The following is a 26,042-nucleotide window of genomic DNA, read 5'->3' on the forward strand; positions in this document are numbered from 1 at the left end:
CGCCGCCCCGCCCACGGCGCGGCGCTGACGAGCTCGCCATGCCTACCCGACCACGCCACCCGATCAGCTGCTCCCCCCGAGTCCGGGTGGGCAGGTTCCGCAGCTCAGGTGTGGTGGTGACCGAGGAGTTCGCCAACGTCAGCGCACAGTGCGGGCAGGTCGACGCGGCGGCTGGTGTCGACGCGCAGCACCGGTCCGAGTGCCAGCGGCTCGCCCCGCGCGGCCCAGTCGGCCCAATCGGTGGCGAGCCGCTGGGCGTCGGCGTGTAGGGCCGCGCGCCGACGGGCCACGTACCGGGCGCGGGCCACGTCGGGCGGCACGTCGCACCAGACCTCGACGGCCGTCGTGGCCCCCGCGCGGAGCAGGCCAGCGTGGGCGTGCGCCAGATCGCGGGGCCGGAACCACCACGAGTCCACGACCACCGCACCGGGGACGGCCGCGGCGAGCGCCCATACGGTTTCCATCGCTACCGCGCCGAGGGTCGGCGGGGCCGCGGCGATCGCGCCGGCCAGCGCCTCCTTGATCCGGTCCTTGCCGAGATACTGCGCGCCGAGTCCGGCCGCCAGCCCCGGGCCCAGAGTGCTCTTGCCGGAGCCGGGCAGGCCGTTCACCAGCACCACGTCGCGCGCCATGGCCTGCACGATCGCACGTGTCGAGAGGCGGCGGCGCGATGCCCGGAATCGCCGTAGGGTTACCCGCATGACGGATTCATTCCCTCTAGGCGACCGATCGGTCCACCGCGTCGGGTACGGGGCCATGCAGCTGGCGGGTCCGGGCGCGTTCGGGCCGCCGCGCGACCCGGATGCCGCGCTGGCCGTCCTGCGCCGCGCCGTCGAGCTGGGCGTCGACCACATCGACACCGCGCAGTACTACGGGCCGGGAGTGGTCAACGACCTGATCAGGGAGGCGCTGTACCCGTACCCGCAGGGGTTGGCGCTGGTCTCCAAGGTGGGCGCGGTACGCGACGCCGAGGGGCGGTGGCTCCCCGCGCTGGCACCGGAGCAGCTGCGTGCGGGCGTGCTGGACAACCTGCGGGCGCTGGGGGTGGACCGGCTGGACGCGGTCAACCTGCGGCTGATGGACGAGGGGCAGGCGTTCGACGAGCAGCTGGAAGCCATGATCGCGATTCGCGACGAGGGTCTGATCTCGGGGATCGGGCTCAGCAACGTCTCGGTGGAGCAGCTCGTGCATGCGGTGCAGCGCACCGAGATCGTCTGCGTGCAGAATCCGCTCAACCTGCTCGAACGCGGGTCGCTGCCGGTGCTGCGCGAATGCGAGCAGTTGGGCATCGCGTTCGTGCCGTTCTTTCCGCTCGGCTCGGCGTTCGGCGAGGCGAACCGGCTGCTCACCCATCCGGGGGTGGAGGCCACGGCGGAACGGCTGGGCGCGACGCCGTCGCAGGTGGCGCTGGCCTGGCTGCTGGACCTGGCCCCGAACGTGCTGTTGATCCCCGGCACCTCCTCGCCGTCGCACCTGGAGGAGAACATCGCGGTGGCCGGGGTGCACCTGGACGACGTGGCGCGCAAGGTGCTGGACGCGGTCCCGCTCTGACGCCTGACGCGTCGGAGGTCTCCGACACTTGACGCGTCGGAGATTCCCGACGCATTATGGTCGGCGTGCCCGACACCGACGTGTTCGCCGCGCTGGCCAACCCCGTGCGCCGGCAACTGCTCGACGCCCTGCGCGACGGCCCGCAACCCGCGGGCGAGCTGGCCGGACGGTTCGCGCTGAGCCGCCCCGCGGTGTCGGAGCACCTCGCGGTGCTGCGCCACGCCGGCCTGGTCCGCGAGGAGCCGCGCGGCCGGCACCGGTATTACCACCTGGCCGCCGAGCCGCTGGCAGACGTCAGTGACTGGCTGCATCCGTTCGAGCGGTACTGGCGTGGCCGCCTGGCCGCCCTGCGCGACGTCGTCGAAGAGGAGAACCCGTGACCAGCATCGAGTGTGACCAGTTCATCGCCCGGCCGCCCGCCGCGGTCTGGCGCGCGCTGACCGAGCCGGAGCTGCTGGCCCGCTGGTGGGCGCCGGGCGACATCAAGCCGGTGGTGGGGCATCAGTTCACCCTCGACATGGGTGAGTGGGGCATGCAGCGCTGCGAGGTCGTCGCGGTGGAGCCGGAACGGGTGCTCACCTACACGTTCGCGGAGGGCGTGCTCGACACCACGATCACCTGGCGGCTGGAGCCGGAAGGTGCGGGCACACGGCTCTTCCTGGAGCACGCCGGGTTCGCCCCGGGCTCGCCCGCCATCCAGGGCATGGGTAACGGCTGGCCGCGCATCCTGGCCAATCTCGCGGACAACCTCCCCGGGTAACCGACGGCGACCGGTCGGCGACCGTCCCGGAGTGCCCCGCGACACGACGGCGTGAACCACCGGCGGAGCGGCGCCGGGGCGCGGCTACGGTCGGGCACGTGGAACGGCACTTCGAGGATCTGGTCGGCGACGCGGCGGGCGTACCCCCGACGGGGTGGGAGTTCGCCTGGCTGGACGGCCGCGCCATCGGCGCGGAGCCCTCGTGGTCCTTCCCGGACCTGGCCCGGCCGCTGGTGCGCCGCGCCCACAGCCTGCTCGACCTCGACACCGGCGGCGGTGAGCTGCTGGCCGATCTGGCGCCGCTGCCGCCGCACACGGTCGCGGTGGAGGGCTGGGCGCGGAACGTGCCGGTGGCCCGGGACCGCCTGACGCCGTTCGGGGTGTCGGTGGTGACCGAACTGCCGGGTGACGAGGAGGAGTTCGATGTGGCGTTGAGCCGCCACGGCCGGCTGCCCGCGGCGGACCTGGCCCGGCTGCTGCGTCCCGGCGGCACCCTGCTCAGTCAGCAGGTCGGCAGCGACGACCTGGCCGGGCTGAACGCGGAGCTGGGCGCGCCGCCGCCACACCCCCAGCGGTGGGCCGCCGGCGACGCGGTCGAGGCGCTGACGGCCGCCGGGCTCGAGGTCACCGACGTCCGCGAGGAGCGGCCCACCCTGACGTTCGACGACATCGGGGCGGTGGTCCATCAGCTGCGGTCGGTGCCATGGCAGATCCACGACTTCACCCCGCAACGGTACGACCGGCAGCTGCGCCGCCTCGACGCGCTGATCCGCACGTACGGGGGCCTGACCGTGACCGCGCACCGGTTCCTGGTCCGCGCGGAGCGTCCCGGATAGGTAACGGGGACGGCAAGAATGCATCCTCCGTTGCGGGTCGCCCGAAGGTGCACGGTATCCGGGACGGCCGCCGCGCACCCCGGACGACACGGAGGGTCATTCTCCCAACGTGATTCGTTACGTTGGAAGTCATGGATCTCTCCACCTCCGACCTCCTGATCGGACTGGGCCTCATCGCCTCGGCCACCTGTGCCGCGACCGCCGTGTACGCGCGCCTGCGCGCCGGCGACCGGGCCATCTGGCGGCGCACGGTATCCGCGCACCCGGACCGGTCCACCCCGATCGCCCGCCTGTACGGCACCGCGCAACCCGGCTCCCCGAATCCCGCCTGGCAGGCGCGGCACTCCCCCGAGTCGCCGGAGCAGTCCGGCCGCCACTTCGTGCCCGACGAGCTGCTGTACGGCAAGACCTACCGGCTCGGCCCCGACCAGCGCGTCCGGGCCCAGTCCCGGCGGTGACCCCCCGATCGGTCACCGTTCAGCGTGGGCGGTGACCGATCGCCAGCACCGTACGGATGTCCATCGTGATCCGCCCGCCCAGCCCGTCGATGGCGGCGGCCAGCCCCGCCAGGATCGCCTGCCGCTCCCGCTGCGGGCGCTGCCGGAACGGCGCGAACGTCTGGGTGAGCCGCAGATACCGCTCCGTCGTCAGCTCCGGATACCGGTGCCATTGCACGTCCCGCACGTCCGCGAACAACCCGCTGGCCACCAGGTCGTCGTAGGCGAACCGCGCGGGTCGCCGCGGTGCTGCCGCGACGCCGTCGACGGTGCGGAACGCCTCGTCGATGGCGTGCTCGGCCGCCGGGTCGGCGTACTCGAAGCGGTTGTGGAAGATCGCCAGTGTCCCGCCGGGCGCGAGCGCGTCGTGCGCCCGCCGGGCGCGGGTCGGCGGGTCCATCCAGTGCCAGGCGCTCGCGCAGGCCAGCAGTTCGGTGCCGCCGGGCGGCGCAGTCCAACCCTCGAACCCGACCGTCTCCACCCGGACCAGCGGGAACTTCGCGGCCAGCACGGCGCTCATCCGCGTGTCCGGCTCGACGCATGTGATCGGGACACCGAGCCGCAGCAGCAGCTCCGTGCCCTGCCCCGTCCCCGCGCCGATCTCCGCCACACCGGTGGGAGCGCCGCCGTGGTACGCGACGATGGCGTCGAGCAGTTCACCGGGGTATCCGGGCCGGATGTCGTCGTACAGTGTCGCGACCTCGCCGAAGACGGTGCTCATCCGAGCACTCTACGAGCAACGAACCCGATGATCCGCGCGGTGCTCTGATCACAGAGGACGGACCGGCGCTTGCCGGTGCCGATCACGATCACGCGGGTCACGGGCCGGCGGACGACGACGCTGCGGATCAGGCGCCGCTTGCCGGGGCGGCCGTCCGTGACGGTGACCCGGTAGGTCAGGGTCCGCACACCGGACGCGCCCCGGATCCGGACCACCTTCGTGCCCTTCGGCAGCTTCTTGTCCCGCACGGCCCGGGTGGCGTACGGGATCCGCCTGGTCACCGTGACCGTCCGGGTCCGCACGACCCGGGCGGGCGGCGGTGTCGTTTCGGTGGCGTCGGCCTCGGGCTCGGCGGGCTCGGCCAGCGGCGGCACCTCGGCGGGCGGCACCTCGGCGAACCGGCGTGCCGAAGGCAGCGGCTCGCCGTCGCTGACCGAGGAGAGCCCGGCGATCGTGCCGATCACCCCGATGCCGCCGAGGCAGGGCAGCAGCAGCACGGTCACGACCAGCCCGGCCCGCTGCAGAGGCGTCAGCTCGGCCCAGGGGCTCGGCGCCGTGCCCGATTGGCGGCGTGGATGCGCGGGTGTCTGGTTCGTCACGGAGCCAGTGTGAGCGCCCACCGGCACCCGGAGATCGGCCGATCGGGCGAAGCCCGGCTGCGAAAGAACCGACTGCCTTAAGCCTCTTTCGGACGAGTTGCGGCGCTCAGTACCGCACCGTGCCGACGACCATCAGTCCACAGAACAGAATCAGTAGCAGGACGGCGGCTACCACACCGACCTTCTGCCTGGTAGCGAGGTTCGACCAGCCGTTGTTTCCGGGCTGGCCGCTCCAGTTCGGACCCACGGGATTCGTCACGGCGTCCAGTGTTCCGGGCCGCCGCCGTCGGGATGGTCAACCCTTCGGGTCCCCACTCCGACGAAAGAGGCCATTCATTTAGGCTTCTTTCGTACGGCGGGTCCTCGACCGCCGGGGCGGGGCGCCGCTCAGCCGACCTTTCGCCCCAGGAACGCGGCGAGGCGATCGAGTGCGGAGGCGTCGAGGTCGACCGGCTCGGACGGCGCGAACGGGCCGTCCTGCTTGCGTACCAGCGGCAGCGCGGACCGGCTGAACGCCAGCGCCTGCTCCACCACGTCGTCCGGATAGTCGGCGCGCTGGCCGGTGGCCTGGGCCAGATCCCAGCCGTGCACCATCAGGTCGGCGAGCCGCAGATGCAGGGCGATCGGGGCCGGAACCTCACCGAACGGCACGGTGACGACCTTCTCCAGCGCCCCCGGGGCGCGAAACGCGGCCAGCAGCCGGTCGGCGCTGTCGGCGTAGTCGCCCGGAGTGACGGTCTGCCCGGAGAGTGCGGCGGCGAACAGCGCGTTGCCACCGACGACGTGGGCGACCAGCGCGCGGACGTCCCACTCCGAGCACGGGGTCGGATCGCTCCACTGCTCCGGTGTGATGCCGGCGATCAGGCGGCCGGTCCGCTCCACGACGTCGGCAAGCTGGCCGACGGTGGGGTCACTCATACTCTCGCCTCCTTTATGGACATTCACGGAAGCATATTGGAAGGCCATCCTGGGGCTGGAACGAACACTCCAGGAATGCAAATTGCAATTCAACCGAAACTTTCATCACCGCAGCGTCCGCAATGTGACAGAGGCCCAAGCTGGATCGTGTCCGTACGCATTCTGGATAGCACGATGGCGGTTTCGGCGTGACCATGTGGGTTATGGCGTCGATCAGGTTCATGGTCGAGCAGGTCGGCATACGGCTGCTGGTGCACATGTCGGGTGAGTTGTCCGTGGCCAGCGCCCCCCGGGTCCGGGTGGAGCTGTTGACCGCGCTGGTGCGGCAGCCGGACGCGGTCGTGGTGGACCTGGCCGACGTGGTGCTGCGGGAGCCGGTCGCCGTGTCGGTGTTCACGGCGGTCGCCCAGCAGGCCGCGAGATGGCCCGGCACCCCGCTGCTGGTGTGCACCGAGGACGACCAGGCGGTACCCCTGCTGACCCGCGGCGGACACGGCGGGTTGCCGGTGTTCGCCTCGGTCGAGCAGGCCCTGTCGGTGCCGGCCCGCCGCCGGATGAGCCTGGTGTGCGACACGCTGCTGCCGGTGACCAGTTCCGCCGGCCATGCGCGCCAGATGGCAACCGCGGTGTGCGCCCGCTGGGATCTGCCCCACCTGACCGGCCCCGCCTGCCTGATCGCCAGCGAGCTGGCGATCAACGCCGCGGTCCACGCCGGCACCCTGGCCGACATCCGGTTCGCGGTCGGTCGCCGCCACCTGCTGATCAGCGTACGGGACGGATCCACCACCGAACCGCGCCTCGGCTGGGCCCCGCCGGAGGACCCGGGTGCCGGACGGGGACTGTTGATGGTGGACGCGACCGCACATCGGTGGGGTTGTCTCCCGATCGAAGGCGGCAAGGTGGTGTGGGCCAGCCTGCGCACCCGGGAAGCCCCGGCGCGCTGACCTGCAGATCCCACTATTTCGGCCATCTCCCGGATCGTGCCGCCGGGTCCTGTGCCGCAAGCAAGGGGCACAATGCCCTATTTACACGCGTGATCGTCGCGTGCAACGTGTGAGAAGGCCCCACCGCTGTGGCCTACCACGGCCCACCCCTGCCCATCGATCACCTGGGGGACTCAATGAGGCGCGACCAGCCACCGTTCCTGCTGGCCAATCAACGCCGCGACCACGCGACGGCGTGGGCATCGAGGACGCCCGACCAGACGGTCACCGTCGTCGGCGACTTCGACACCGCCCTCACCGAGGTGGGATTGCACGGCCGCTGGGATCCCGGCCTCAAGGCCAGCACGGCCCAGGTGTTGCGCACCTGCCTCGTCGGCCAGCCCGCCGGCATCATCGCCGACCTGCACGACCTGTCCGACCCGGGCGGGGCCAGCGCTCCACTGTGGTGCGCCGCCCGCACGTGGGGCGCCCACACCCCACCCCCCGTACCGGTCGTGGTGTGCCTGCCCACCGCGGCTCCCCTGGCCTCGATCCTCACGTGTCAGGCCGCCCGCTGGAATCTGCCCGTCTACGCGTCGCTGCCGGAGGCTCGCGCCGCCCTGAAGGGCCACACGATCCGGGCCGACCGGCTGACCCTGCACCTGGAACCCGACATCGAGGTGCTTGCGCTGGTCGGCCAGACCATCGGCGACGCCTGCGCCGCCTGGCAGTTGCTGCCCTTGCACCGTACGGCCAGCGCCGTGCTCACCGAGTTGGTCGCCAACGCCATCGAGCACGCGGGCACCCGCATCGACGTTGCCGTCACCCGGCGCCCGGACGGGTTGCATCTGGCCGTCCATGACCGCGACTCCCGGCCGCCGCACCTGCCCCGCACCGTGCCCGGAGACCCCGGCGACCCCGCCCGCCACGGCTACGGGCTGCGCCTGGTCCACACGTCCGCGACCGCCTGGGGCGCCCTGCCCACCCGTACCGGAAAGATCGTCTGGGCCGTGCTCGCCGCCGGGAAAGCCACCGATCGCATCCCCCGCCAGCCCTCCACGGTGCGAGGTACGACCGGCCCGCGCCGCCGGTAGGCGCGGCGACCGGAGGCCACTCCACACGCGACAAGCTGTGCCACCGGCAAGTCCACCCACCCGCGATGACAGATCAAGGACACGACCATTCCGTACCCGCAGGCCCCGGCGATAGGGTCCGCGCTCGGCCGATCGGTGCACCATGTGCACGCGCCGGCACGGTCGCCTCCCATGTTCCGCGTCGCCAGTGAGGACTGCACCCGTGGATCCAGTCACCCTCGTCATGACAGCCCTGCTGACCGGAGCGACGGCGGGCTTGTCGGGCACCGCCACGCGCGCCGTGCAGGACGCCTACCAGGCATTGTGCGCCGCGGTCCAGCGCCGGCTCGCCGAGCGCGGTGAGCATCTGGAGTCCGGTGGCGAGCTTCTCGAGGCGTACGTCGCGGATCCGGTCGGCCACTACGACGCGCTGGCCGGCAGCCTGGCGACGGCGGACGCGGGGGACGACCCCAGACTGCGTGAGGCGGCCGGCGACATGTTCGCGCTGACCTATCCGGCCAGTGAGCAATCCGTTCGAAAATTCACCGTCACCCTGCACGATGCCCGCGGGGTGGTGGTGGGAGACCACAGCACCCAGACCAACACGTTCTCCTGAGATGCGGCGACCCAGGTCGGGCGATCCCTCGGCGGACCCGCCCGCTGACGAGCTGACCTTCCAGGACCGGCGCACGGCGGACGGTGCACGGCAGTCCCCGGCGACCGGCGGCCGTTACCAGGTCGACGCGTCCGGCGCCCGGGGCGTCCAGGTCGGCGACCACGGGCACCAGCAGAACACGCTGGTCACCCCGGAGAAGGTCGCGGTGGTGCAGGTCGGCGACCACACCCGCGCATGGATCACGATGATGCTGCCGCGCAGCGTCCGGATCGCGGTGATCAGCCTCATCGCGGTGACGCTGGTCAGCGGGGGCGTCTGGGCGGTGGTTGCCTGGTGGCTGCCGGAGCATGCGCCGACGTCCAAGACCGAGTTCCTGATCGACACCGCCGGGGCCACGGGCACACCGGCCGGGCTGACGCCCGTCACGGACTCGCTGCGCACCACCGTACGCAACTCCGGCGACAGCGACGCGCTGGCGTTGCGCAGCTTCGGCGGCGACTGCGACGCGAAGACGAACACCACCCGGCTGGTCGACTTCGACACGGACAACCGGGGTGCGCTCACCGAGGCGGCACCCGAGGCCACGGCCGGTGGCCACGCCACACTGCTGCGGGGCATCGTCGAGGCGGTCAACGACTTCTCGCGCCCGTTCGAGACGCGCGCCAAGCACCTCAGCCGGATCATCGTCGTCACCCGCCACGGTGCGGACGGCTGCGACGCGGACCCCGCGTTCGTGGAGCAGGAGATCCGCGACCGGCTCGACGCTGCCGGGCTCACCATCGAGTTCCGGCTGATCGGCTACCAGGTCGCCAAGAACGAGCGGGACCAGCTGGCCAGGATCGCCACCGCGTCCCGCGCACCCAGGCCCGCGTTCGTCAGCACCCCGGCGGAGCTGGCCGCCGCCCTGGACTGGTACACGAACACCGAACCCGTCCTCGACGACGCCAAGGGCATCATCGACGTCCTGAACCCGACGATCACCCAGGTCAACAACGCGGTCCGGGCCACCACCGGCGGCCGGACCGACGCCGCCGACCAGGCCCTGGACACCGCGAGATCAGCGATCAGCTCGGCCGACACCCGCTTCGAGGATCTCCGCTCGCGCGGCAGCACACCGACGGCACGCGACATCCACCAACGGGCGCTGGCGCTGCGCGCCCAGCAGGGCAGGGTCGTCGACGCCGCGGAAGCCCTGCTGGAGACCGCGCGGTCCGGTGGCTCACTGGATCGCGGCCTCGCCACCTTCGGCCAGGTGGCGGCGGACTACAACGCCGAGGTGAACGCGATGAACGACGTCCTCGACAAGCTGCGGGCCACCGCCCCCGGGAGGAAACGGTGAGCACTTCCGATCCGGCCGTCGACCGCGCACCCCGCCCGCGCCGCCGCCGCAGGCTCGTTGCGGCGGTCTGCGCCGTGCTCGTGGTGGCGTGCGCCGCGGTCGCGTACGTCGTCTATCGCGCCATCCCGGACTACCGTACGGAACTGCTGGTCGATGCGTCGGACGGCGGCCCCGCGGCCCGGGCAGGGGTCGGTGCCGTCACCGCCGCCGTCGGAGCCGCTGCCCGCACCGCCGGTGACCACGACGCGCTGGCGCTGCGCCGCTTCGGCGGCGAGTGCGGAAACTCAGCCAACACCGCGCAGCTCGTCAGTTCCGGCACCGACCGGTCGGCGGCGATCGTCGAAGCGGCCCGGGGCATCACGGCCAGGGGCAACGCCACTCTGTACAACGGGATCCTCGCGGCGATCGACGACTTCGGTCACCTGTATCCGTTGCGGGCCAGGAACGTCAACCGGATCGTCGTGGTGTCCCGCAGCGGCACGGACGCGTGTGCCCCGGACCCCAGCACCATGCAGGAGGAGATCCGCAAGCGGCTGGACGCTGCCGGCATCCGGCTGGAGTTCCGGCTGATCGGCTTCCAGATCCCCGCCGACCAGCACGACGGCTTGATCCAGGTGGCGGCGGCCACCAAGGCGCCGCAGCCCGAATTCGTCCAGACCGAGGACGCACTCCACGAGTCACTCAACCGCCTGGTCGTGCCCCAGACACGCGATGCGGCCTTCGTCGAACCGTCGCCCGGGCCGCTGTCGTCGTTCGCCGGATCGTCGGCCCCGCCCTCGCAGTCTCCCCCGTCCGAGGGACCGCTGGACTCACCGGTCACCGACCCGTCCGCGGACACGCCGACATTCCTCGAGACGACGAAGCGCTACGACGCCACCTTGCTGGCCCGCGGTTTCATGGTCAACGTCATGTGGGGGAAGAGCGAACTGCACGACGGGCAACCTCAGGTCGTCGTGGAGACCGAGCTGACGAACCAGCTGTGGGGCATCCGGTCGGGGTCCCAGCAGAGCCCGCCCGACCTGGAACTTCACCAGGGCGGCCGGGTCTACCCCGCGGGCGGGCCGACCGACCAGAACCGCACCTACGCCCGAGGCCACCGCACCCGGGCGACCTACGTCGTGAGCGTCGACCAGTCGTTCCGGCTCGACGAGGCGGACGTCGTGTTCCCGGTGTCCCGCGACGCCGAGCCCGCGCGGATCGTCAAGGGCGGAGCCGACCTCGTCAGCCTGGTGGGGCTGGCGGTCACCTATCGCAAGAACACGCTGGAGTCCGGCCGGATCCATCTCACGTTCGGGTACGACGGGAAGTTCCGGCGTGACGCGAGAATGTACGCCGAGGGCGGCAGCTCGAACGCGGAGAACGGCACCTGCGATTTCGACCGTGCCGCCCCCGAGGGCCTGGGCCGGAACAAGGGCTCCCTGAAGCTCTACTTCGACCTGGACGCCAATCCCGGCCCGGCCGGGTTCAACGTGGACGAGCTGAACTACACGCTGACCACCCCCGACGGCCGCTCCTTTCACCCGGACAGCGCGGAGTCCCTGGCCGTCTATCCCGAGAGTTCGCACCTCAAGCGACTCGCCATCGCCACCCAACTCCCCCTACCGGCCACCGGGACCTACACGCTGAGCTTCGTCGACCGGGACGGCAAGGGGCCGAGGGCACCGGCGGACAAGCTCACCTTCACCCTGAGCTGAGCCACATCAGTCGTCCACGGCGGCGGAACTGGGCGGTGCCGTCACCGGGTCCGGGCAGTACTTCAGGGCAAGGCGAGCGAAGGCGTCGTATGCAAGGTCGGGCTGGTATTGGCATGCCACGCCGCCGACCACCGCCGAGGACCAGCCGACAAACGTTCCCTCCACCAGGGGATCGCACTGCACCGTGAAACCAGCGGATACGCGGTCGACTCCGGAGTAGATGATGATGTGAACCTGCTGCCCGGCATCGCCGCCTGAACTGACGCCGAAGCGCTGCGAGTCCGGAGAAGGTGATGTGGTGTGCACCGCCTGCCCGGTTGCGGTCTTGAGCGACTTCGCCAGATCCGTCAACCAGGACGCCGGTGCGGCGACCCCGGTGATCGTCGGCGTAAACGGCTGGTCGAGCAGCTTCCGGCCGGCCGAGCTGCCAATCAGCTCCTCCTGCCGGACCAGGGTCGCGTCGGTCAGGATCGGCGTGGTCTGGCGCGGTCCCCACGTGATGGGGGTGCCGGAGAGTTGACACCCGGCCGGGACCGGCGTGGGTGCCGGGGATACGGCGGACTGTGGTGTCGGCCCAGCGCAGGCACTCGTCATCACTGCCGCCAACACAGGTGCGACGAGCCAGGCCCCGACCGATCTGATCTCGGCCCGGCTTGCGATGATCATGGCGTCAGGATAGAGATACCAACCTCACCCGCGCTCCCGATTCGCCGGGAAGTCCCGGTGGGAGGGCCATTCCTCGGCGAGCATCGCGAAGTCCAGCTCCGTGCTCCACTCCCCCTTGAAGATTTCGTTGTGTACGAGCCGGGCCTCCTGCCGCATCCCCAGCCTGCGGGCGACGTTCGCGGATGCGTCGTTGCGCTCGTCGAGACGGGCGATGATGCGGTGCAGACCCAGGTCCTCGAAGCCCAGGCGCAGCATCGCATGTGCCGCCTCGGTGGCGTAGCCGTGACCGGCGTGCTCGGGGTTGAAGACGTACCCGATCTCCCCGCCGAGGTGCTCCCTGCTGTGCCAGAACAAGATCACGTCGCCGATGAGATCGCCACCGGCGGCCAGTTCGACGCCGAGCGTCAACGCCTGGCCCTCGTCGGTCAGCGTGGTGGTGGCCCACATGGTCGCCAGCCGCTCGGTGATCGTCTGGCGGTTCATCGGCTCGAAGGGAACGTACCGGCACACGTCGGGTTGACTCCGGTAGGCCAGCAGAGCGTCGATGTCGTCGGTGGTCAGCGGGCGCAGCCGCAGGCGTTCGGTCCGGACGGGATAGCTGGGACGCAGCTCGCGCTGCCGTTCAGTGGACACGTCGATCATCGTGTCATCGCGCGTCCCGCTGCGCGCCCGAAATCCACAGCCGAGCGCGGCCAGGCCCTCTAACGCTTCGGGCGCGCGAAATACTCCGGCAGCATCTCCGTCGTCCAGGCAGCCTGATAGATCTCGCCCCGGGGACCGAACTCGGCGAACCAGGGCTTGATGTCCAATACCGGCGTGCCGTCAACCGCGTCCAGCTCCTCCACATGCAGGTCGAGGCCGTCAACCTTCACCAGACGGCAGCGGGAAACGCCGAGCCAGTTGATGCGGCGCATGTTGCGGTGCCCGAAGATCCCCACCTCGGGCCACGCCGGGTTGTCCCGGGGTCGGCGGGCGCCGAGGTTGAGATCGCTTGGATCCGTAAGGTGGAAGCGGAACACGATCTCCAGGTGCGAGAACTCGTCCAAGCCCTTCGTGGCATCCGGGGTGAACCTGTCGCCGTCGATCCTGATGATCGCCCGGGTGCCTCCCCAGTAGTCATCGGTCGGCTCGACGCGGCCACCCACCACATGCCCAACCGGTTCGACCGTGAACGTCTCGGCCGTCATCACTGCACTCCTCCCCATGCGCCTACGTTATGAATGTGCAGCCAGGTAACATCCAGCACGGGCATCCACCTCGTGGATAAGCCGAATTCGGCGCCCACGCAGCGGAGACAGCGTTCCACGAACCGTTGCGGCGACCTGCCGGGTTCGGCCAGATCTGACGCCTTCCATCGCGTCGAGCGCCTTACTCCAGGTTCTGCACGCCGCCTCAAGTTCGCCTTGGCGCGCTTGCACTGCGCCCAGATATCCCAGCGTGACAGCGTGAGTGCGGGTGAAGGAGGATGCCCTGCGCGTCCGCACGCTGCGCCGGAACTGCTGTACTGCTCCACGCAGATCTCCCATGTCACGTAGCGTGCACGCCGTTTCGTGTGCCAGACTCGCCTCCGCGAAAAAGAACACACGCTGCGGCTCATCATCGCCGGGTTCCGCGTTTCGCAGGTCGGACTCTGCACGCAGAAGGGCCTGCGCGGCACCCCTGGCCTGCTTTCCTGCCGCAAGGGCTCGCGCATTCACGACGCCCAAAAGGGCGCGCTCGCGGTGACATGCCGCGGTGTACCTATGTCTTTCCATCGACGCGGCCGCCAGCATTTGCGCCTCACGATAATGGCCAAGATCGACGGCTTGGTGCGCCATCGCCCGCAGGACGTGGGCGGCGATAGCAGGATCGTCAGCCTCAGCGGCAAGCTTCACGGCAACATTGAAGAAGCCTTGCGCGGCAGCGTGCTCGCCATTGTCGAATGCCATCGAACCCGACAGATATGCAAGTTCACTGCCCGTCGAAAACATGTCGCGGCGAACGCCGTCGTCCGAATACCGGCCACGAAGGTATGCCGCGACGTCCGATGTGAGGTACTGGACCACAGCCGATCGCGCGTGTCCGCCACCCCGCCGCTGATCCATCCGGGAGAACAGCGCCACGGCCTCACGGACGGCAGCGACATCGCCCCTCCCGACCTGGGCTCCCTCGGACGGTGCGCGGACGAGCGCCGCCATGCGCGCCCACCAGGCCGGTTCAGGCAACGTCAACGCGGCCAGCGAGTAGGCGGCGGTGGCTAGTACGCGCCGTCGCGCAGCGTCCACGTACGCTCCCCCAAGATCCCTCAGCGAGACCAGCGTATCCGCTTCCCACCCCAGCGTGCCCCCGGCCGACGGGGGCGCGCTCGGCAGGCCGATTTCCTCGGGCGTTACCGTCCGGCCCAGCCTGCGAGAGAGAACCTCGCAGAGCAAGGCGGGCAAGCGACCAGAGGGCGTAACGCCCGCGACCCAATGTGAGACGTGGGAGCGTCCGATTCCCGCCACGTCAGCCGGTGCGGAGCCGTCGTCTGCGATCTCCCCGGCAATGCGGTGAATGTCGCGTGCGACCTGACCGTGCGTGAGTTCGGCGGCCGCAATCACCGACAGAAGCTTGGTATTGGTCATCCGCTGCACCGGCACGCTCGACCCCATTCTCCGCCGATCTTTCACCTCGTTCACCACAGTGGCCCGCAGAACGTGATGCCCTCCGCAGGTGATCCACGGTTTGCTCAACGTAGCGCAGGAGACGCCCCGTGGGAGGTCCCCGTAGCGTTGCGAATCAAGCCGAGGAGGTCGGGCCGTGCGTCCGAATAGGATTCCCGCAGCCGTCACCCGCCAGATTAGAGACAGACTATCTGCTTGGCGGCGGCGACTGGATGGGAAGACCGGTCGAAGAGCGACAGCGACCATCCGCCCCGACGCCGGAAGGCTACGGCATCGAAGGGTTTGGCGTGGGGTGCGACGCCGTTGCTCGTGCGGCTTGACATTGCCTTGCCCAGACGGCGGCGCCTGGCAGTCCGGCGAACCGATCCCTGACGGCCTCGGCTGTCAGGGCGCGGGTCGCACCGGTGCTGGACGTGGACCCCGGAGGAATGATCGGACCGCCGTCTGGAATCAGCCAACGCGGAATCTGCCCCAGGTCGGCGAGACCGCCGCCCTGTTGACGCCCCGGCAAGAACATCGTGCCGACGGTGGGCGTCGGTGACGCCGAGTGCGCCTTCCGAGCACGTCGCCGCTCGACCGTCATGGCGCTGCGCGGTGTGCACGGCACCGTGGCCCTGTGCGGACGCTCGGATCGAGCTCGCAAGGCAGCACCAAGAGTGCTTCACGAGCCTCACGTTCTACCTCGCCTCGTGCATGTACGAAGCCTTGGAAGATCTCGCCGAGAATCCCGGGCCCGTTCGTGATCTCTATGACCGTTTTCTTGGCTGGCATCGCTAATCGTCCCTGCGGCTGGACTGGACGTTGATCCCTAGCGGTCGATCACGTCGAACTGGCCCACCGGCGACGACTCCGGCGGCCAGAGGAGGGCACGTGTCGTCGCTCTAGTTGCTCGGCCGTCATCGCCGTACCAGCACAGCGCGAACGGACGGACTGTGAAAACACCTCGTCGTGGCGCGCGTCCAATGCCGGTTTGTCGGGAATACTCCTGACAGACGCCATGATCGGAAACGAGGGGCGCTCCGGCCGATGGGGCGCGCCTCGTTCCGTATCACTGCGCGCCTGTCTCCCGTGTGTGCCGATCCCGGCCATGCTCCCTTTGCCAATGCTCCATTGTGGATGAACGCCCGCACCCGAGCGCGGGCGGAGCCACACACGCTCGGCGTCTGCGGAGAACAGAAGTGGGACGGCCCGGCGGGAACTCTGCGACGAGTTCCGCCCGGTCCTACCGGACGTCGCAGGCAGTCTGCACCCGTGCCGATGACAACCACAGTCTGTGAGGCAAAATCTCGATGTCCATTGCGAACTCGGCGGCGAAACGCTGCACCGATGTCGTTCTCTCACTGCTTTTGCTCGTCGCGACCGCACCCGTCCTGCTCCTGGCGATCCTGGCTGTCTGGATCGACATGGGCAGGCCGTTCTTCTTCACCCAGGAACGGACCGGTCTCGGCGGGCAGCCGTTCCGGCTGGTGAAGCTGCGCACGATGCGGGTGGCCCGCGACGATGCCGGGCGAGATCTGCCCGATGCCGAGCGGCTGACCCGGCTGGGTGGGCTTCTCCGCATGTCGAGCATCGACGAGCTGCCCGGCCTGTTCAACGTGCTGCGCGGTGAGATGAGCCTGGTCGGGCCGCGTCCGCTGCTCCCCACGTTCGACGACTGGTATCTGCCGCGCGAGCGACTGCGGTTCACCGTGCGTCCCGGCATCACCGGCCTGGCGCAGGTACGCGGGCGCAACCACCTCGGCTGGGACGAGCGGTTCGAGCTCGACGTGTGGTACGTCGAGAACTGGAGCCTGCTCCTCGATCTGCGCATCCTCGCCGCCACGTTCGTCCTCGTCCTGTCCGCGAAGGGTGTGGTGGTCGATCCCGCGGCCGTGGAAACGGACCTCGACGTGATCCGCGGATTCGCTCCGTAGAAGTGACGGACCCCGGTCCCTCGGTCGGTGCCGAGGGCCGGGGTCCTTGAATCCGTGCGGGGTACGGACGGATCAGGCGACGAACCGGGTAGCGCGCCGCCGACGCATCAGCACGAAGGCGAGAGCGCCCATCGACATGAGCAGCACGCCGACACCCGCGACGGTCATCACGTTGGCGCCCGTCAGTGCCAGGCCGCCACCCGAGCCGCTGTCCGCCTTGCCGCCCGCGTTCACGGTGCCGGTGTCCGTGCCGCCAGCAGCGGTGCCGGTCTCCGTGCTGCCAGCGGCGGTGCCAGTCTCCGTGCTGGTGCCGGCATCGGTACCGGTGCCCGTGCCCGTGCCCGTGCCCGTTCCGGCGCCCGTGCCCGTGCCGGTACCAGTGCCCGTTCCGGTTCCGGTTCCGTTGCCGGTTCCGTTGCCGGTGCCGTTACCAGTGCCGGTTCCGGTGCCGGGGTTGCTCGGGGTCTCGTCCCCGGTGACGACGATCTCCGCGGTGTCGTCGGCGACGTTGGTGTCCTTGCCGTGCTGACCGCCCATCTGCCAGGAGAAGTTGGTCTTCACGCTGCCCTTCGTCTCGCCCTTGCGGTCGATCCGGAGCTCGAACTCCCAGTCCTGGCTCGTGTTCACCTTGAGCACGTTGGCCAGCGACCGGTCGAGGTAGCAGGCGTACTGCGCCTGGCCCGGCTCCGGGCTGCCCAGGTGGTTCTTGTGGAACGGGTGGCAGTTCTTCGGGTTCTTGACGGCCGTGGTTCCCGGCGGCACGGTGACCAGCGTGTTGGCTTTCAGGCCGGGAATGACGTTGCTCCAGAAGCTGGCCGTCGCGGGCCCCGCGTTCTGCTGGCTGACCTTCACCTTGACCGTGGTGCCGACCTGGCCGTGCACCGTGGCGCCGACCGCCTTGAGGTTCAGCGGATTGTCGCCCGTGATCTCGATCTTTTCGAGAGCGCTGCGGATGTTGACGGCGTCGCCGTTCGGCGTGACCACCTTCGCCGTCGTGTCCTGCAGGGCGAGCGTGCCGTCCGTGCCGCGCGTGGGATACGTGCTGCGCCACGATTCGAGTCGCGATTCCGCTTCCCCGGCGGTGTACCACGAGGAAGCGGAGAACAGGTGGCTCGGCGCGAAGGTGTCCGCGGCGATGTCGTACTGCATCTGCGGCTGGAGCGCGTACTGCGTTCCGAACACGAGTGCGGTGTCGAACTCGCAGTAGGCGCCACGATCGCCGTAGTGGCAGTTGTCGAACGTCTTGACCGGCTTCATGCCGGGCAGCCACGACAGGGACAGGTAAGCCTTGGTGACATCGGCGGGGCCCGTGTTGACCACCGTGATCGGGTCCGTGACCTTGCCGCCGGGCTCGGCCGTGACGGTCCTGTCCGGACCGGCGCCGAGTATCGGCGCGGCGGGAGCGGCCGCCGCCGCGGTCGACGAGGCGCCGACGGCCAGCCCGATGAGCCCGATGGCGCCCAGGCCCCGGATCCACGGCCGGAAACTACTTCTTGCCACACTCTCCCCCAAATCAGTTGATCGAGAACCTCGCGCAGCATAGGAAGCGCTGTCAAGATCAGCAAGGAGGAACAGATGCAGCGAAAACGGCCAATGTGGATTACCCGTCAGCCGTTAACGGGACCATTAGCACCATAACGGCCTGCATCAATACGTCAAAGTACGCTGCGATGCGTCAGCTCGCCCAGCCGGTACGTCGTGTCCAGCACCGCCGGGACGTCACTGAGCCAGGAGACGTCCGACCCCGGATGAACGGTGTGGACGATGACCAGGTCCCAGTCCGTCGCCTCGGGCGCCAGGACCGAGGTCAGGTCGACTCCGCCCACCCGTACCGTGTCGACCAGCTCGTCGGTGAACCAGACGCGGGCACCGGCGCGACGCAACCGCTCGATGATCTCCAGGGCGGGTGACTCGCGGACGTCGGCGACCCCGGGCTTGTAGGCGACCCCGCGGATCAGCACCCGCGCGCCCACGATGCACATCTCCCGCTCCGCCAGCACCTCCACGGCCCGCTGCACCACCTTGGTGGGCCGCCCGGCGACCAGCGTCATCGCTGTCTCGATAAGCGGCGAGGTGACCCGGTCACCGCGCAGCTGCCACAACAGGTAGTGCGGGTCGCACGGGATGCAGTGCCCGCCGACCCCGGGGCCCGGAAAGAACGGCATGAATCCGTACGGTTTGGTGGCGGCGGCCGTGATGACCTCGGTGATGTCGAGGCCCAGCCCGCGGCTGATGTCCGCGAACTCGTTGGCCATCGAGATGTTCACCGCACGGAACGTGTTCTCGTACAGTTTGGTCATCTCGGCGGCCTCGACGCTGCTGACCGCATGGACGGAGCCGGCGCAGTGCTCCAGCAGCGCGGCGGCCCGCTTCACGCATTCCGACGTGACACCACCGACGACGCGCGGGACCTGCTGCTGCGTGTGGCGGTCGTTGCCGGGGTCGATCCGCTCCGGGGCGAACGCCACGAAGATGTCGGCACCGACCTCGAATCCGCGCTCGCGCAGCGGCCCGACGAGCAGGTCCCGGGTGCAACCCACGTACGTGGTGGAGGTCAGCACCAGGGTCTGGCCCGGCACGGCGTGCTCCACCGCGGTCCGGCAGGCGGCCCGCAGGGCCGTCAGGTCGGGCGCGAGGTGCTCGTCGATCGGCGTCGGCACACAGACGAGTACGGTCTCCGCCTCCGGCAGCGGGCCCGCCTCGCTGCTCAACACGAAGGCGCCGGGGCCGGCCGCGAGTGCCGACGCCAGCCGCTGGTGGTCGGCGTCCAACAGGTCTGCCCGGCCCGTCCGGATGTCGGCGATACGGGCGTCGCTGACATCGAGGCCGAGCACGCGCAGGCCACTGTCCTGCAGGGCGAGCGCGGTGGGCAGGCCGACGTAACCCAAGCCGACGACGGCGGTGTCGTACGCGAACGAGGCGTCCGCCGCCGCGCGCTGGACCGGCATGCTGCCGTGAAGCCGATTCGCGTGGCGCGCACGCATATCAACGATTCGTCCGGTGGAGGGCATGTCTGCTTCAACTTCTCCGAGGCGGTTGCGCTGTGGTCCGAAGGTGCATATCTATGCGGCGTTCGGGCCCAGGGTCATGACAATCTCGCGAGGACGGTCGGCGGAGGAGACCTGGCGGGTGATCCGCTGTTCGGCTCCCGTGGCGTCGCCCGGGTCGGCGTCGCACAGCACGGCGAGGTCCTTGACGACCCGGCCGACCTCCGCGTACGGGGCGAGCACCCGCACGTCGGCGGGGTCCAGCGGCGGCACCGCCACGTGCGAGATCAGCGGATGCAACGGCCGGGCATCCTCCTCGCCCTCGCCGAACAGTTCCTCGTGCAGCTTCTCGCCCGGCCGCAGCCCGGTGAACACGATCTCCACCGGGGAGTCGGACTGTTCCGCCATCTGCTTGGCGACCTGCGCGATGCGCACCGGCTTGCCCATCTCGAGGACCAGTGCCTCGCCATCACGGCCGATCGCGGCCGCCTGGATCACGAGCTGCACCGCCTCCTGGACGGTCATGAAATACCGGGTGACGTCCGGATCGGTCACGGTGATCGGCCCACCCGCGGCGATCTGCGCCGCGAACGCGGTGAGCACGGAACCGCGGCTGCCCAGGACGTTGCCGAACCGCACACTGAGGAACGTGCCGTCGCTGGTGGTGCTGGCGTGCGAGGTGAGCCGCTCGGTGATCCGCTTCGAGTAGCCCAGCACGCTGCTCGGGTTCGCGGCCTTGTCGGTGGAGATGTTGACGAACCGTTCGACCCCGGCCTCGGCCGCGGCCTCCAGCACGGTCTGGGTACCCCACACGTTGCTCTTGACCGCCTCGCCCGGATGAGTCTCCAGCAACGGCAGGTGCTTGAGCGCCGCGGCGTGGAACACGACCTCGGGACGGCGTTCCGCGAACAACGCCTTGATCGCCTCGGTGTCGCGCAGGTCCGCGAGGATGAGGTCCGGGCTGTCCAGCAGCGCGCGCCCGCGCAGCGAGAGCTGCACCGCATGCAGGGCGGACTCGTCGCGGTCCAGCATCATCAGCTGTGCGGGCTCGAAGCGGTCCAGCTGGCGGCACAACTCCGAACCGATCGAGCCGCCCGCGCCGGTGACCAGGACCCGCTTGTCCTTGAGGTAGCCCGCGATCGCTTCCAGATCGGTGTCGATCTGGTGGCGGCCCAGCAGGTCACTCACCTTCACGTCACGCACGTCCGAGGCCCGGACCCGCCCGTCGAGCAGCTCACTCACCGACGGCACCACCTTGAAGGTGGCACCGGCGCCGAGGGTAAGACCGCGGATGTGCCGGATCAGCGAAGCGTCGGCGTTCGCCACGGCGAAGATGAGCGTCCGCGCCCCGGTGCAGGTCAGCGCGTCCGGGATGTTCTCCCGGGCACCGAGCACGGGTACGCCGCTGACGTGCAGCTGGCGCTTGGCCGGGTCGTCGTCGAGCAGGCCGACCGGCACGTACTGACTGGCGGGGTCCTGCAGGAGGGAGCGCGTCAGGCGCTGGCCCGCGGCTCCCGCGCCGAACAGCAGGACCGGGGTGGCCTGGGCCGCGTCCGGCCGCAGCCGCCGCTCGTTCTGCAGACGGCGCAGGTAACGCACGCCGAGCATCATGACGAGCGCGACCGGGCCGCCGAGCAGCGGCGCGCTCAGCGGCATCGGCCTGCCGGGCACCAGCAGGTCGACCACGGAAAGGATCACGACAACCGCGAGAACGGTCGTGAACACCGCACGAACTTCCTCGAACGTGCCGAAACCATAACGGCCCCGGTAAAGGTACTGCTGATGTCCGATCGCCGTTTGTAACGTAATTGCGCACGCGATAGCAACCGCAGTGGCCACGATGGGCGACGCCACCGGATCGAGGTCGTATCGCGCGAGGATTGCGGCCAGCAGACCAAACACCCAGGCGCCCGCATCGATCGACCAAGGACCGAGAATACGAGGCCGCTGAACTGGGGTTTTACGCCGCCGGATCATCGCTGCAAATGTCATGCGTCCTCTTCTGGGTGATTTTCAAACATCCATCGGAGTTTTTGCGCTGCAGACCATCATCAAACGCGCTATGGGGCGTTGAACCCGCCGAGCCCCGCTGCGCGACGGGCTCGACAGGGACAACGCGCAAAACCAAGCGACACACATGCGCAGTTCGGCCAGTCCGGACTGACCGAATGGCGGATGCCGGGGGCGTACCTAACGAGGAGGACCTTAATGGACCTGCGCGACTATCTGCGCGCGATCCGCAAGCGTTGGTGGCTGGTGGTGGGGACGACCGCCGTCGCCGTGGGTGTCGCCATCACGATCACCCTGCTGACCCCTCCAAAATATGCGGCGTCGGCCACATTCTTCGTCAGCACACGAGGAACGGCGGTTTCCGACGCCTACCAGGGTGGGTTGTTCTCCCAGCAGCGGGTGAAGTCGTACGTCGACGTGCTGACCAGCAACCGGCTCGCCCAGGCCATCGTGGCCACCGGGCAGACGGACCTGTCCGCCGAGGCGGTGCAATCCGAGATCACCGCGCAGGTCGTGCCCGACACGGTCCTGGTGCAGGCCACCGTCACGGACGAGGACCGGGCCCGGGCCCTGCAGCTCGCCCAGATCCTCTCGGCGCAGTTCCCGTTGCTGATCGAGAAGCTGGAAACGCCGCCGGGGGCGAAGGTCGCGACCGTGGGGGTCAAGGTGATCGCCGAGCCGAAGCTCGCCGACGCGCCGGTCTCCCCCCAGCCCGTACGCAACGTCGGGCTCGGAATCGTCGTGGGACTCCTCCTCGGGGTCGGGATCGCGGCGCTGCGCGAGTCGCTGGACAGCACCATCCGCTCGCCGGAGACGCTGAACAAGGCCACGTCGGCGCCGGTGCTCAGCGCGGTGCCGTTCGACGGCAAGGCGGAGAAGTCGCCACTGATCACCGAGGGCAGTGCCCAGTCGACCCGGGCCGAGGCGTTGCGGCAGTTGCGGACGAATCTGCAGTTCGTCAACGTTGACCGGCCGCTGCGCAGCCTGGTGGTCAGCAGCGCGCTGCCCGGTGAGGGCAAGTCCAGTACGGTCTGCAACCTCGGCATCGCGTTCGCCGAGGCCGGCAAGCGGGTGCTCCTGATCGACGCGGACCTGCGCCGCCCGAGGCTCGCGCAGTATCTCGACCTCGAAGGGGCGGTCGGGCTCACCAACGTGCTGGCCGGGCAGGCCAACGTCCGCGACGTGGTGCAGGCGTGGGGTGGCAGCGGCCTCTGGGTGCTGCCCAGCGGGTACGTCCCGCCGAACCCGAGCGAGCTGCTCGGCTCGGGCAACATGGCCGATCTGCTGGCCAGCCTCGGCGGCGCGTTCGACGTGGTCATCATCGACACCCCGCCGCTGCTGCCGGTGACCGACGCGGCCGTCATGGCGACCCTCGCCGACGGCTGCATCCTGGTGTCCCGGCACGCCAAGACGACGACCGCCCAGGCGGGTTCGGCGGCCGGGGCGCTGACCGCGGTCGGCGCCCGGCTGCTCGGGTGCGTCCTGAACATGACGCCCAGGAAGGGCGGCGGCGCGTACGCGTACTACAGCTACGGCCCGTCCGAGGAGGACCTGGCCGCCGCGCTGCCGCTGCAGGCGCCCGTCACCCCGGCCAAACGCAACCTGGGCACGCTCCCCCCGCCGCCGAAGTCGCTTCCGGCCGTACCCGCGACGGGCCGGGCCGCCGCCCGCCCGGCCCGGCACAGCCGGTCCGGTGCGGACGCCCCGACCACGGAACTCCGCCTGCCGCACACCCACCCGTCGCACGACGGCCGGAGCGACGGCTTCATGTCGATGTCCACGCTCCGGATCCGGCGATGACCCCTGAACCGGCGATGACCCCGGAACCGGTGGCGTCAGGACGCGTGGATCGCACCGACAACGGTGCCCAGCGACTGCCAGATCTCACCCGCACAGTCGCGGAACGCTTCGACGGGCTGGTTGACCGGGTCGGGCAGGTCGTCCTCGGCGGCCGCGACCGCGGGCACCAGGTGCCGGGTCGCGTGCACCCGCTCGACGAGAAGGTGCAGGCGGCGGGGCACCGGCCCGGCCGTCAGATCCGGGGTGGACGGCACCGCCGAGACCAGGCGGGTGAACTGCCGCAACGTGAACGTCCGGCGCACCGCGCCCGGTTCGAGGGACACACATGCGGCCCGCTGCTCCCGACCGGCCGCCAGCACCAGATCCGCCTCGGCCATCATCGGCGCCCGCAGCGGCCGGCTGGTGAAGCCGCCCGCATCGATACCGCATTCGTGCAGCACGGCGGCGCTGCCACGGTGCATCGCCGACCCCGGGTAGGCGTGGGTACCGGCGCTGGACACCCGCACGGCCCCCGCCGCCGGCCCGAACGCGTCGTGCAGGGCGCGCCGGGCCAGGCTCTCCGCCAACGGCGACCGGCACAGGTTGGCGTGGCAGACGAACAGGATTCCGAACCGGCCGTCATCCACAGGGTCACTCCCTCTCCTGGCGCTGGTGCGCGCCCCTCTCTCGGCCGCCCGCGCTGCGGCCCCGGATACCGGGCCAACGTGCCCGGGAAGGATGCGTCACGTTGACCGATCAGATTTTGCTGTCCCCGCCGGACATCGGCACGCTTGAGGAGACGTACCTCGTCGAGGCATTGCGCTCCGGCTGGGTGGCACCGGCGGGACCCGCGGTGACCACATTCGAGCACGAGATCGCCGAACGGTGCGGGGTCGGCCACGCGGTCGCGACCAGCTCGGGCACGGCGGCGCTGCATCTGGCTCTGCTGGCGCTCGGGGTCGGCCGCGGCGACCTGGTCGCCGTGCCCACCCTGACCTTCGCGGCGACCGCCAACGCGGTCGCGTACACCGGGGCCGAGCCGGTCTTCGTCGACGTCGACCCGCACACCGGCAACCTCGACCCCGCGCTGCTGGCCGGCCTCTGCACCGAACTGGACGGCGGAAAGGCCCGGCTGGCCGCGGTGATCCCGGTCGACCTGTACGGCCGCTGCGCCGACTACGACACCCTGCTTCCCCTGTGCGACCGGTACGGGGTGCCGCTGGTCGAGGACGCCGCGGAGGCGCTCGGTGCCACGTTCGGTGGGCGCCCCGCGGGCTCGTTCGGGCGTGCCGCGGTGCTGTCGTTCAACGGCAACAAGATCATGACCACCTCGGGCGGCGGGATGCTCCTGTCGGACGACGCGGCCCTCGCCGAGAAGTGCCGATACCTGTCCACCCAGGCCCGGCAACCGGTCGCCCACTACGAACACGTCGACGTCGGCTACAACTACCGGCTCAGCAACCTGCTGGCCGCCCTGGGACGCGCACAGTTGCACCGCCTCGACGGCATGATCGCCCGCCGCCGCGCGCTGCGGGACGCGTACGCCAAGCTGTTCGCCGCCACCGACGGCGTTCGGCTGCTCGGCGCGGACGACCCGGCCGCCAACTGCTGGCTGACCAGCATCGTGGTCGACCCGTACCGCAGCGGGTGGGCCGCGGCGGATCTCGCCGGGCATCTCGCCGGGGCGGGCATCGAAACCCGGCCGGTGTTCAAGCCGATGCACCTGCAGCCTGTGTTCGCGCAGGCCCGCTCGGTCGTCAACGGCTCGGCCCAACGGCTGTTCGAGCACGGACTCAGCCTGCCCAGCGGCTCGGCCCTCGGCGAACCCGAGACCCGGAAGATCTGCGACAGCATCATGGGCTTCCTGGACAGCCGCCGATGAGCCGCGCCACGGATGCCGCCCAGCGAGGCGTCGACGTGTGCGTCGCGCTCGCCGTACTCGTGCTGTTGTCTCCCGTCCTCGTGCTGGTGGCGGTGCTGGTCCGCACGAGGCTCGGCAGCCCGGTCCTGTTCCGTCAGCCGCGGCCGGGGCGCCACGGAGATCCGTTCACGCTGGTGAAGTTCCGCACGATGCGCGACGTCGACCCGGAGCGCGGCCTGGTCACGGACGCCGACCGGCTGACCCGGCTCGGGCGGCTGCTGCGCTCGACCAGCCTGGACGAGTTGCCGACCATGTGGAACGTCCTGCGCGGGCACATGAGTCTCGTCGGGCCGCGGCCACTGTTGTTGCGCTACCTGGATCGTTACACCCCGGAGCAGGCGCGCCGCCATCTCGTCCGGCCCGGCGTCACCGGGCTCGCCCAGGTGCGTGGCCGCAACGAACTGAGCTGGGACGAGAAATTCGCGTTGGACGTCTGGTACGTCGAGAACCGCTCCATCGCACTCAACGTACGGATCTGCGCCGAGACGGTCCTGGCCGTCCTGCGGCGCGAGGGCATCTCCGCCGCGGGGGACGCGACGATGCCCGAGTTCGTGCGCGCCTCGACCGCGCAGCCCCATCCCCCGTCAGGAAGTTGAC

27 protein-coding genes are annotated in these 26,042 nt (G+C 70.1%); 14 read left to right on the forward strand and 13 right to left on the reverse strand.

What is annotated here, in order from left to right:
- Window positions 1-104 precede the first annotated feature (104 nt).
- The gene (locus ACMCNO_RS30395; RefSeq protein WP_412752854.1) at window positions 105-632 is read right to left on the reverse strand and encodes an AAA family ATPase; all 528 of its coding nucleotides are present in this window, start codon (window positions 630-632) and stop codon (window positions 105-107) included.
- A 67-nt stretch (window positions 633-699) separates the two neighbouring features.
- Here ACMCNO_RS30395 and ACMCNO_RS30400 point away from each other — a divergent pair, with 67 nt between their 5' ends.
- The 5 genes from ACMCNO_RS30400 to ACMCNO_RS30420 all read left to right on the forward strand — a co-directional run bounded on the left by ACMCNO_RS30400 (window position 700) and on the right by ACMCNO_RS30420 (window position 3,605).
- Entirely contained in the window at window positions 700-1,551 is an 852-nt protein-coding gene (locus tag ACMCNO_RS30400; RefSeq protein ID WP_412752855.1) for an oxidoreductase, read from the forward strand.
- A gap of 56 nt (window positions 1,552-1,607) precedes the next feature.
- Window positions 1,608-1,931 (forward strand): ArsR/SmtB family transcription factor, encoded by a 324-nt coding sequence (locus ACMCNO_RS30405; RefSeq protein WP_412752856.1) that lies wholly within the window; start codon window positions 1,608-1,610, stop codon window positions 1,929-1,931.
- The gene (locus ACMCNO_RS30410) at window positions 1,928-2,311 is read left to right on the forward strand and encodes an SRPBCC family protein (RefSeq protein ID WP_412752857.1); all 384 of its coding nucleotides are present in this window, start codon (window positions 1,928-1,930) and stop codon (window positions 2,309-2,311) included. The genes ACMCNO_RS30405 and ACMCNO_RS30410 overlap by 4 nt, the downstream gene beginning before the upstream one ends.
- A gap of 98 nt (window positions 2,312-2,409) precedes the next feature.
- A complete protein-coding gene (locus ACMCNO_RS30415; RefSeq protein WP_412752858.1) occupies window positions 2,410-3,147 on the forward strand; it encodes a methyltransferase in 738 nt (245 codons plus the stop codon).
- 131 nt (window positions 3,148-3,278) lie between these two features.
- Complete coding sequence (locus tag ACMCNO_RS30420; RefSeq protein ID WP_412752859.1) at window positions 3,279-3,605, forward strand: hypothetical protein; 327 nt, start codon at window positions 3,279-3,281, stop codon at window positions 3,603-3,605.
- A 19-nt stretch (window positions 3,606-3,624) separates the two neighbouring features.
- Here the strand turns inward: ACMCNO_RS30420 and ACMCNO_RS30425 are convergent, their stop codons facing one another.
- From ACMCNO_RS30425 to ACMCNO_RS30440, 4 genes are all read right to left on the reverse strand, one after another.
- Window positions 3,625-4,365, reverse strand: coding sequence for a class I SAM-dependent methyltransferase (locus ACMCNO_RS30425; protein ID WP_412752860.1), 741 nt, complete (start codon window positions 4,363-4,365; stop codon window positions 3,625-3,627).
- A complete protein-coding gene (locus tag ACMCNO_RS30430) occupies window positions 4,362-4,964 on the reverse strand; it encodes a G5 domain-containing protein (RefSeq protein WP_412752861.1) in 603 nt (200 codons plus the stop codon). Before ACMCNO_RS30430 ends, ACMCNO_RS30425 begins: the two co-directional genes overlap by 4 nt.
- A 106-nt stretch (window positions 4,965-5,070) precedes the next feature.
- A complete protein-coding gene (locus ACMCNO_RS30435) occupies window positions 5,071-5,223 on the reverse strand; it encodes a hypothetical protein (RefSeq protein ID WP_412752862.1) in 153 nt (50 codons plus the stop codon).
- 128 nt (window positions 5,224-5,351) lie between these two features.
- Window positions 5,352-5,882 (reverse strand): TIGR03086 family metal-binding protein, encoded by a 531-nt coding sequence (locus ACMCNO_RS30440; RefSeq protein WP_412752863.1) that lies wholly within the window; start codon window positions 5,880-5,882, stop codon window positions 5,352-5,354.
- A gap of 203 nt (window positions 5,883-6,085) precedes the next feature.
- Between ACMCNO_RS30440 and ACMCNO_RS30445 the strand changes: the two genes are divergently transcribed.
- The 5 genes from ACMCNO_RS30445 to ACMCNO_RS30465 all read left to right on the forward strand — a co-directional run bounded on the left by ACMCNO_RS30445 (window position 6,086) and on the right by ACMCNO_RS30465 (window position 11,527).
- Window positions 6,086-6,826: an ATP-binding protein gene (locus ACMCNO_RS30445; protein WP_412752864.1), complete on the forward strand. Its 741-nt coding sequence runs from the start codon at window positions 6,086-6,088 to the stop codon at window positions 6,824-6,826.
- Window positions 6,827-7,002: 176 nt separating this feature from the next.
- Entirely contained in the window at window positions 7,003-7,899 is an 897-nt protein-coding gene (locus ACMCNO_RS30450) for an ATP-binding protein (protein ID WP_412752865.1), read from the forward strand.
- 223 nt (window positions 7,900-8,122) lie between these two features.
- Window positions 8,123-8,494, forward strand: coding sequence for a hypothetical protein (locus ACMCNO_RS30455; protein ID WP_412752866.1), 372 nt, complete (start codon window positions 8,123-8,125; stop codon window positions 8,492-8,494).
- 1 nt (window position 8,495) lies between these two features.
- Entirely contained in the window at window positions 8,496-9,833 is a 1,338-nt protein-coding gene (locus ACMCNO_RS30460) for a hypothetical protein (RefSeq protein WP_412752867.1), read from the forward strand.
- On the forward strand, window positions 9,830-11,527 hold the full coding sequence (locus ACMCNO_RS30465; protein WP_412752868.1) for a hypothetical protein: 1,698 nt from the start codon (window positions 9,830-9,832) through the stop codon (window positions 11,525-11,527). Before ACMCNO_RS30460 ends, ACMCNO_RS30465 begins: the two co-directional genes overlap by 4 nt.
- A 6-nt stretch (window positions 11,528-11,533) precedes the next feature.
- Here the strand turns inward: ACMCNO_RS30465 and ACMCNO_RS30470 are convergent, their stop codons facing one another.
- The 4 genes from ACMCNO_RS30470 to ACMCNO_RS30485 all read right to left on the reverse strand — a co-directional run bounded on the left by ACMCNO_RS30470 (window position 11,534) and on the right by ACMCNO_RS30485 (window position 14,796).
- Window positions 11,534-12,193, reverse strand: a complete 660-nt coding sequence (locus ACMCNO_RS30470) for a hypothetical protein (RefSeq protein ID WP_412752869.1) — start codon at window positions 12,191-12,193, stop codon at window positions 11,534-11,536.
- A gap of 24 nt (window positions 12,194-12,217) precedes the next feature.
- Window positions 12,218-12,826 carry a GNAT family N-acetyltransferase gene (locus ACMCNO_RS30475; protein WP_412752870.1) on the reverse strand — a complete coding sequence of 203 codons (609 nt, stop codon included), beginning with the start codon at window positions 12,824-12,826 and terminating at the stop codon, window positions 12,218-12,220.
- 68 nt (window positions 12,827-12,894) lie between these two features.
- Window positions 12,895-13,380 (reverse strand): SAM-dependent methyltransferase, encoded by a 486-nt coding sequence (locus ACMCNO_RS30480; protein ID WP_412752871.1) that lies wholly within the window; start codon window positions 13,378-13,380, stop codon window positions 12,895-12,897.
- A 27-nt stretch (window positions 13,381-13,407) separates the two neighbouring features.
- Window positions 13,408-14,796: a Tat pathway signal protein gene (locus tag ACMCNO_RS30485; RefSeq protein WP_412752872.1), complete on the reverse strand. Its 1,389-nt coding sequence runs from the start codon at window positions 14,794-14,796 to the stop codon at window positions 13,408-13,410.
- A 1,328-nt stretch (window positions 14,797-16,124) separates the two neighbouring features.
- Between ACMCNO_RS30485 and ACMCNO_RS30490 the strand changes: the two genes are divergently transcribed.
- Complete coding sequence (locus ACMCNO_RS30490; protein WP_412752873.1) at window positions 16,125-16,748, forward strand: sugar transferase; 624 nt, start codon at window positions 16,125-16,127, stop codon at window positions 16,746-16,748.
- Between the two features lie 72 nt (window positions 16,749-16,820).
- Here the strand turns inward: ACMCNO_RS30490 and ACMCNO_RS30495 are convergent, their stop codons facing one another.
- The 3 genes from ACMCNO_RS30495 to ACMCNO_RS30505 all read right to left on the reverse strand — a co-directional run bounded on the left by ACMCNO_RS30495 (window position 16,821) and on the right by ACMCNO_RS30505 (window position 21,727).
- The gene (locus tag ACMCNO_RS30495) at window positions 16,821-18,248 is read right to left on the reverse strand and encodes a hypothetical protein (RefSeq protein ID WP_412752874.1); all 1,428 of its coding nucleotides are present in this window, start codon (window positions 18,246-18,248) and stop codon (window positions 16,821-16,823) included.
- A gap of 155 nt (window positions 18,249-18,403) precedes the next feature.
- Window positions 18,404-19,696: a nucleotide sugar dehydrogenase gene (locus tag ACMCNO_RS30500; protein ID WP_412752875.1), complete on the reverse strand. Its 1,293-nt coding sequence runs from the start codon at window positions 19,694-19,696 to the stop codon at window positions 18,404-18,406.
- A gap of 114 nt (window positions 19,697-19,810) precedes the next feature.
- A complete protein-coding gene (locus ACMCNO_RS30505; RefSeq protein ID WP_412752876.1) occupies window positions 19,811-21,727 on the reverse strand; it encodes a polysaccharide biosynthesis protein in 1,917 nt (638 codons plus the stop codon).
- 216 nt (window positions 21,728-21,943) lie between these two features.
- Here ACMCNO_RS30505 and ACMCNO_RS30510 point away from each other — a divergent pair, with 216 nt between their 5' ends.
- Window positions 21,944-23,545, forward strand: a complete 1,602-nt coding sequence (locus ACMCNO_RS30510; RefSeq protein WP_412752877.1) for a polysaccharide biosynthesis tyrosine autokinase — start codon at window positions 21,944-21,946, stop codon at window positions 23,543-23,545.
- Between the two features lie 35 nt (window positions 23,546-23,580).
- On the opposite strand, the gene ACMCNO_RS30515 is transcribed toward ACMCNO_RS30510, so the two are convergent.
- Window positions 23,581-24,171 carry a low molecular weight phosphatase family protein gene (locus tag ACMCNO_RS30515; RefSeq protein WP_412752878.1) on the reverse strand — a complete coding sequence of 197 codons (591 nt, stop codon included), beginning with the start codon at window positions 24,169-24,171 and terminating at the stop codon, window positions 23,581-23,583.
- A gap of 101 nt (window positions 24,172-24,272) precedes the next feature.
- On the opposite strand from ACMCNO_RS30515, the gene ACMCNO_RS30520 reads away from it, so the two are divergent.
- Together ACMCNO_RS30520 and ACMCNO_RS30525 are read left to right on the forward strand one after the other, a co-directional pair.
- Complete coding sequence (locus ACMCNO_RS30520) at window positions 24,273-25,406, forward strand: DegT/DnrJ/EryC1/StrS family aminotransferase (RefSeq protein WP_412752879.1); 1,134 nt, start codon at window positions 24,273-24,275, stop codon at window positions 25,404-25,406.
- On the forward strand, window positions 25,403-26,041 hold the full coding sequence (locus ACMCNO_RS30525) for a sugar transferase (RefSeq protein ID WP_412752880.1): 639 nt from the start codon (window positions 25,403-25,405) through the stop codon (window positions 26,039-26,041). Before ACMCNO_RS30520 ends, ACMCNO_RS30525 begins: the two co-directional genes overlap by 4 nt.
- Window position 26,042: the final 1 nt, after the last annotated feature.

This window comes from Krasilnikovia sp. M28-CT-15 (genome assembly GCF_047159595.1).
Lineage (GTDB): Bacteria > Actinomycetota > Actinomycetes > Mycobacteriales > Micromonosporaceae > Actinoplanes.

Bases quoted from the DNA above. Each gene is read 5' to 3' on its own strand.
- ACMCNO_RS30395 (WP_412752854.1), bottom strand. From the start codon at position 632: ATGGCGCGCGACGTGGTGCTGGTGAACGGCCTGCCCGGCTCCGGCAAG.
- ACMCNO_RS30400 (WP_412752855.1), top strand. From the start codon at position 700: ATGACGGATTCATTCCCTCTAGGCGACCGATCGGTCCACCGCGTCGGG.
- ACMCNO_RS30405 (WP_412752856.1), top strand. From the start codon at position 1,608: ATGGTCGGCGTGCCCGACACCGACGTGTTCGCCGCGCTGGCCAACCCC.
- ACMCNO_RS30420 (WP_412752859.1), top strand. From the start codon at position 3,279: ATGGATCTCTCCACCTCCGACCTCCTGATCGGACTGGGCCTCATCGCC.
- ACMCNO_RS30425 (WP_412752860.1), bottom strand. From the start codon at position 4,365: ATGAGCACCGTCTTCGGCGAGGTCGCGACACTGTACGACGACATCCGG.
- ACMCNO_RS30440 (WP_412752863.1), bottom strand. From the start codon at position 5,882: ATGAGTGACCCCACCGTCGGCCAGCTTGCCGACGTCGTGGAGCGGACC.
- ACMCNO_RS30445 (WP_412752864.1), top strand. From the start codon at position 6,086: ATGGCGTCGATCAGGTTCATGGTCGAGCAGGTCGGCATACGGCTGCTG.
- ACMCNO_RS30450 (WP_412752865.1), top strand. From the start codon at position 7,003: ATGAGGCGCGACCAGCCACCGTTCCTGCTGGCCAATCAACGCCGCGAC.
- ACMCNO_RS30455 (WP_412752866.1), top strand. From the start codon at position 8,123: ATGACAGCCCTGCTGACCGGAGCGACGGCGGGCTTGTCGGGCACCGCC.
- ACMCNO_RS30460 (WP_412752867.1), top strand. From the start codon at position 8,496: ATGCGGCGACCCAGGTCGGGCGATCCCTCGGCGGACCCGCCCGCTGAC.
- ACMCNO_RS30470 (WP_412752869.1), bottom strand. From the start codon at position 12,193: ATGATCATCGCAAGCCGGGCCGAGATCAGATCGGTCGGGGCCTGGCTC.
- ACMCNO_RS30480 (WP_412752871.1), bottom strand. From the start codon at position 13,380: ATGACGGCCGAGACGTTCACGGTCGAACCGGTTGGGCATGTGGTGGGT.
- ACMCNO_RS30485 (WP_412752872.1), bottom strand. From the start codon at position 14,796: ATGACCAATACCAAGCTTCTGTCGGTGATTGCGGCCGCCGAACTCACG.
- ACMCNO_RS30490 (WP_412752873.1), top strand. From the start codon at position 16,125: ATGTCCATTGCGAACTCGGCGGCGAAACGCTGCACCGATGTCGTTCTC.
- ACMCNO_RS30500 (WP_412752875.1), bottom strand. From the start codon at position 19,696: ATGCCGGTCCAGCGCGCGGCGGCGGACGCCTCGTTCGCGTACGACACC.
- ACMCNO_RS30505 (WP_412752876.1), bottom strand. From the start codon at position 21,727: ATGACATTTGCAGCGATGATCCGGCGGCGTAAAACCCCAGTTCAGCGG.
- ACMCNO_RS30510 (WP_412752877.1), top strand. From the start codon at position 21,944: ATGGACCTGCGCGACTATCTGCGCGCGATCCGCAAGCGTTGGTGGCTG.
- ACMCNO_RS30525 (WP_412752880.1), top strand. From the start codon at position 25,403: ATGAGCCGCGCCACGGATGCCGCCCAGCGAGGCGTCGACGTGTGCGTC.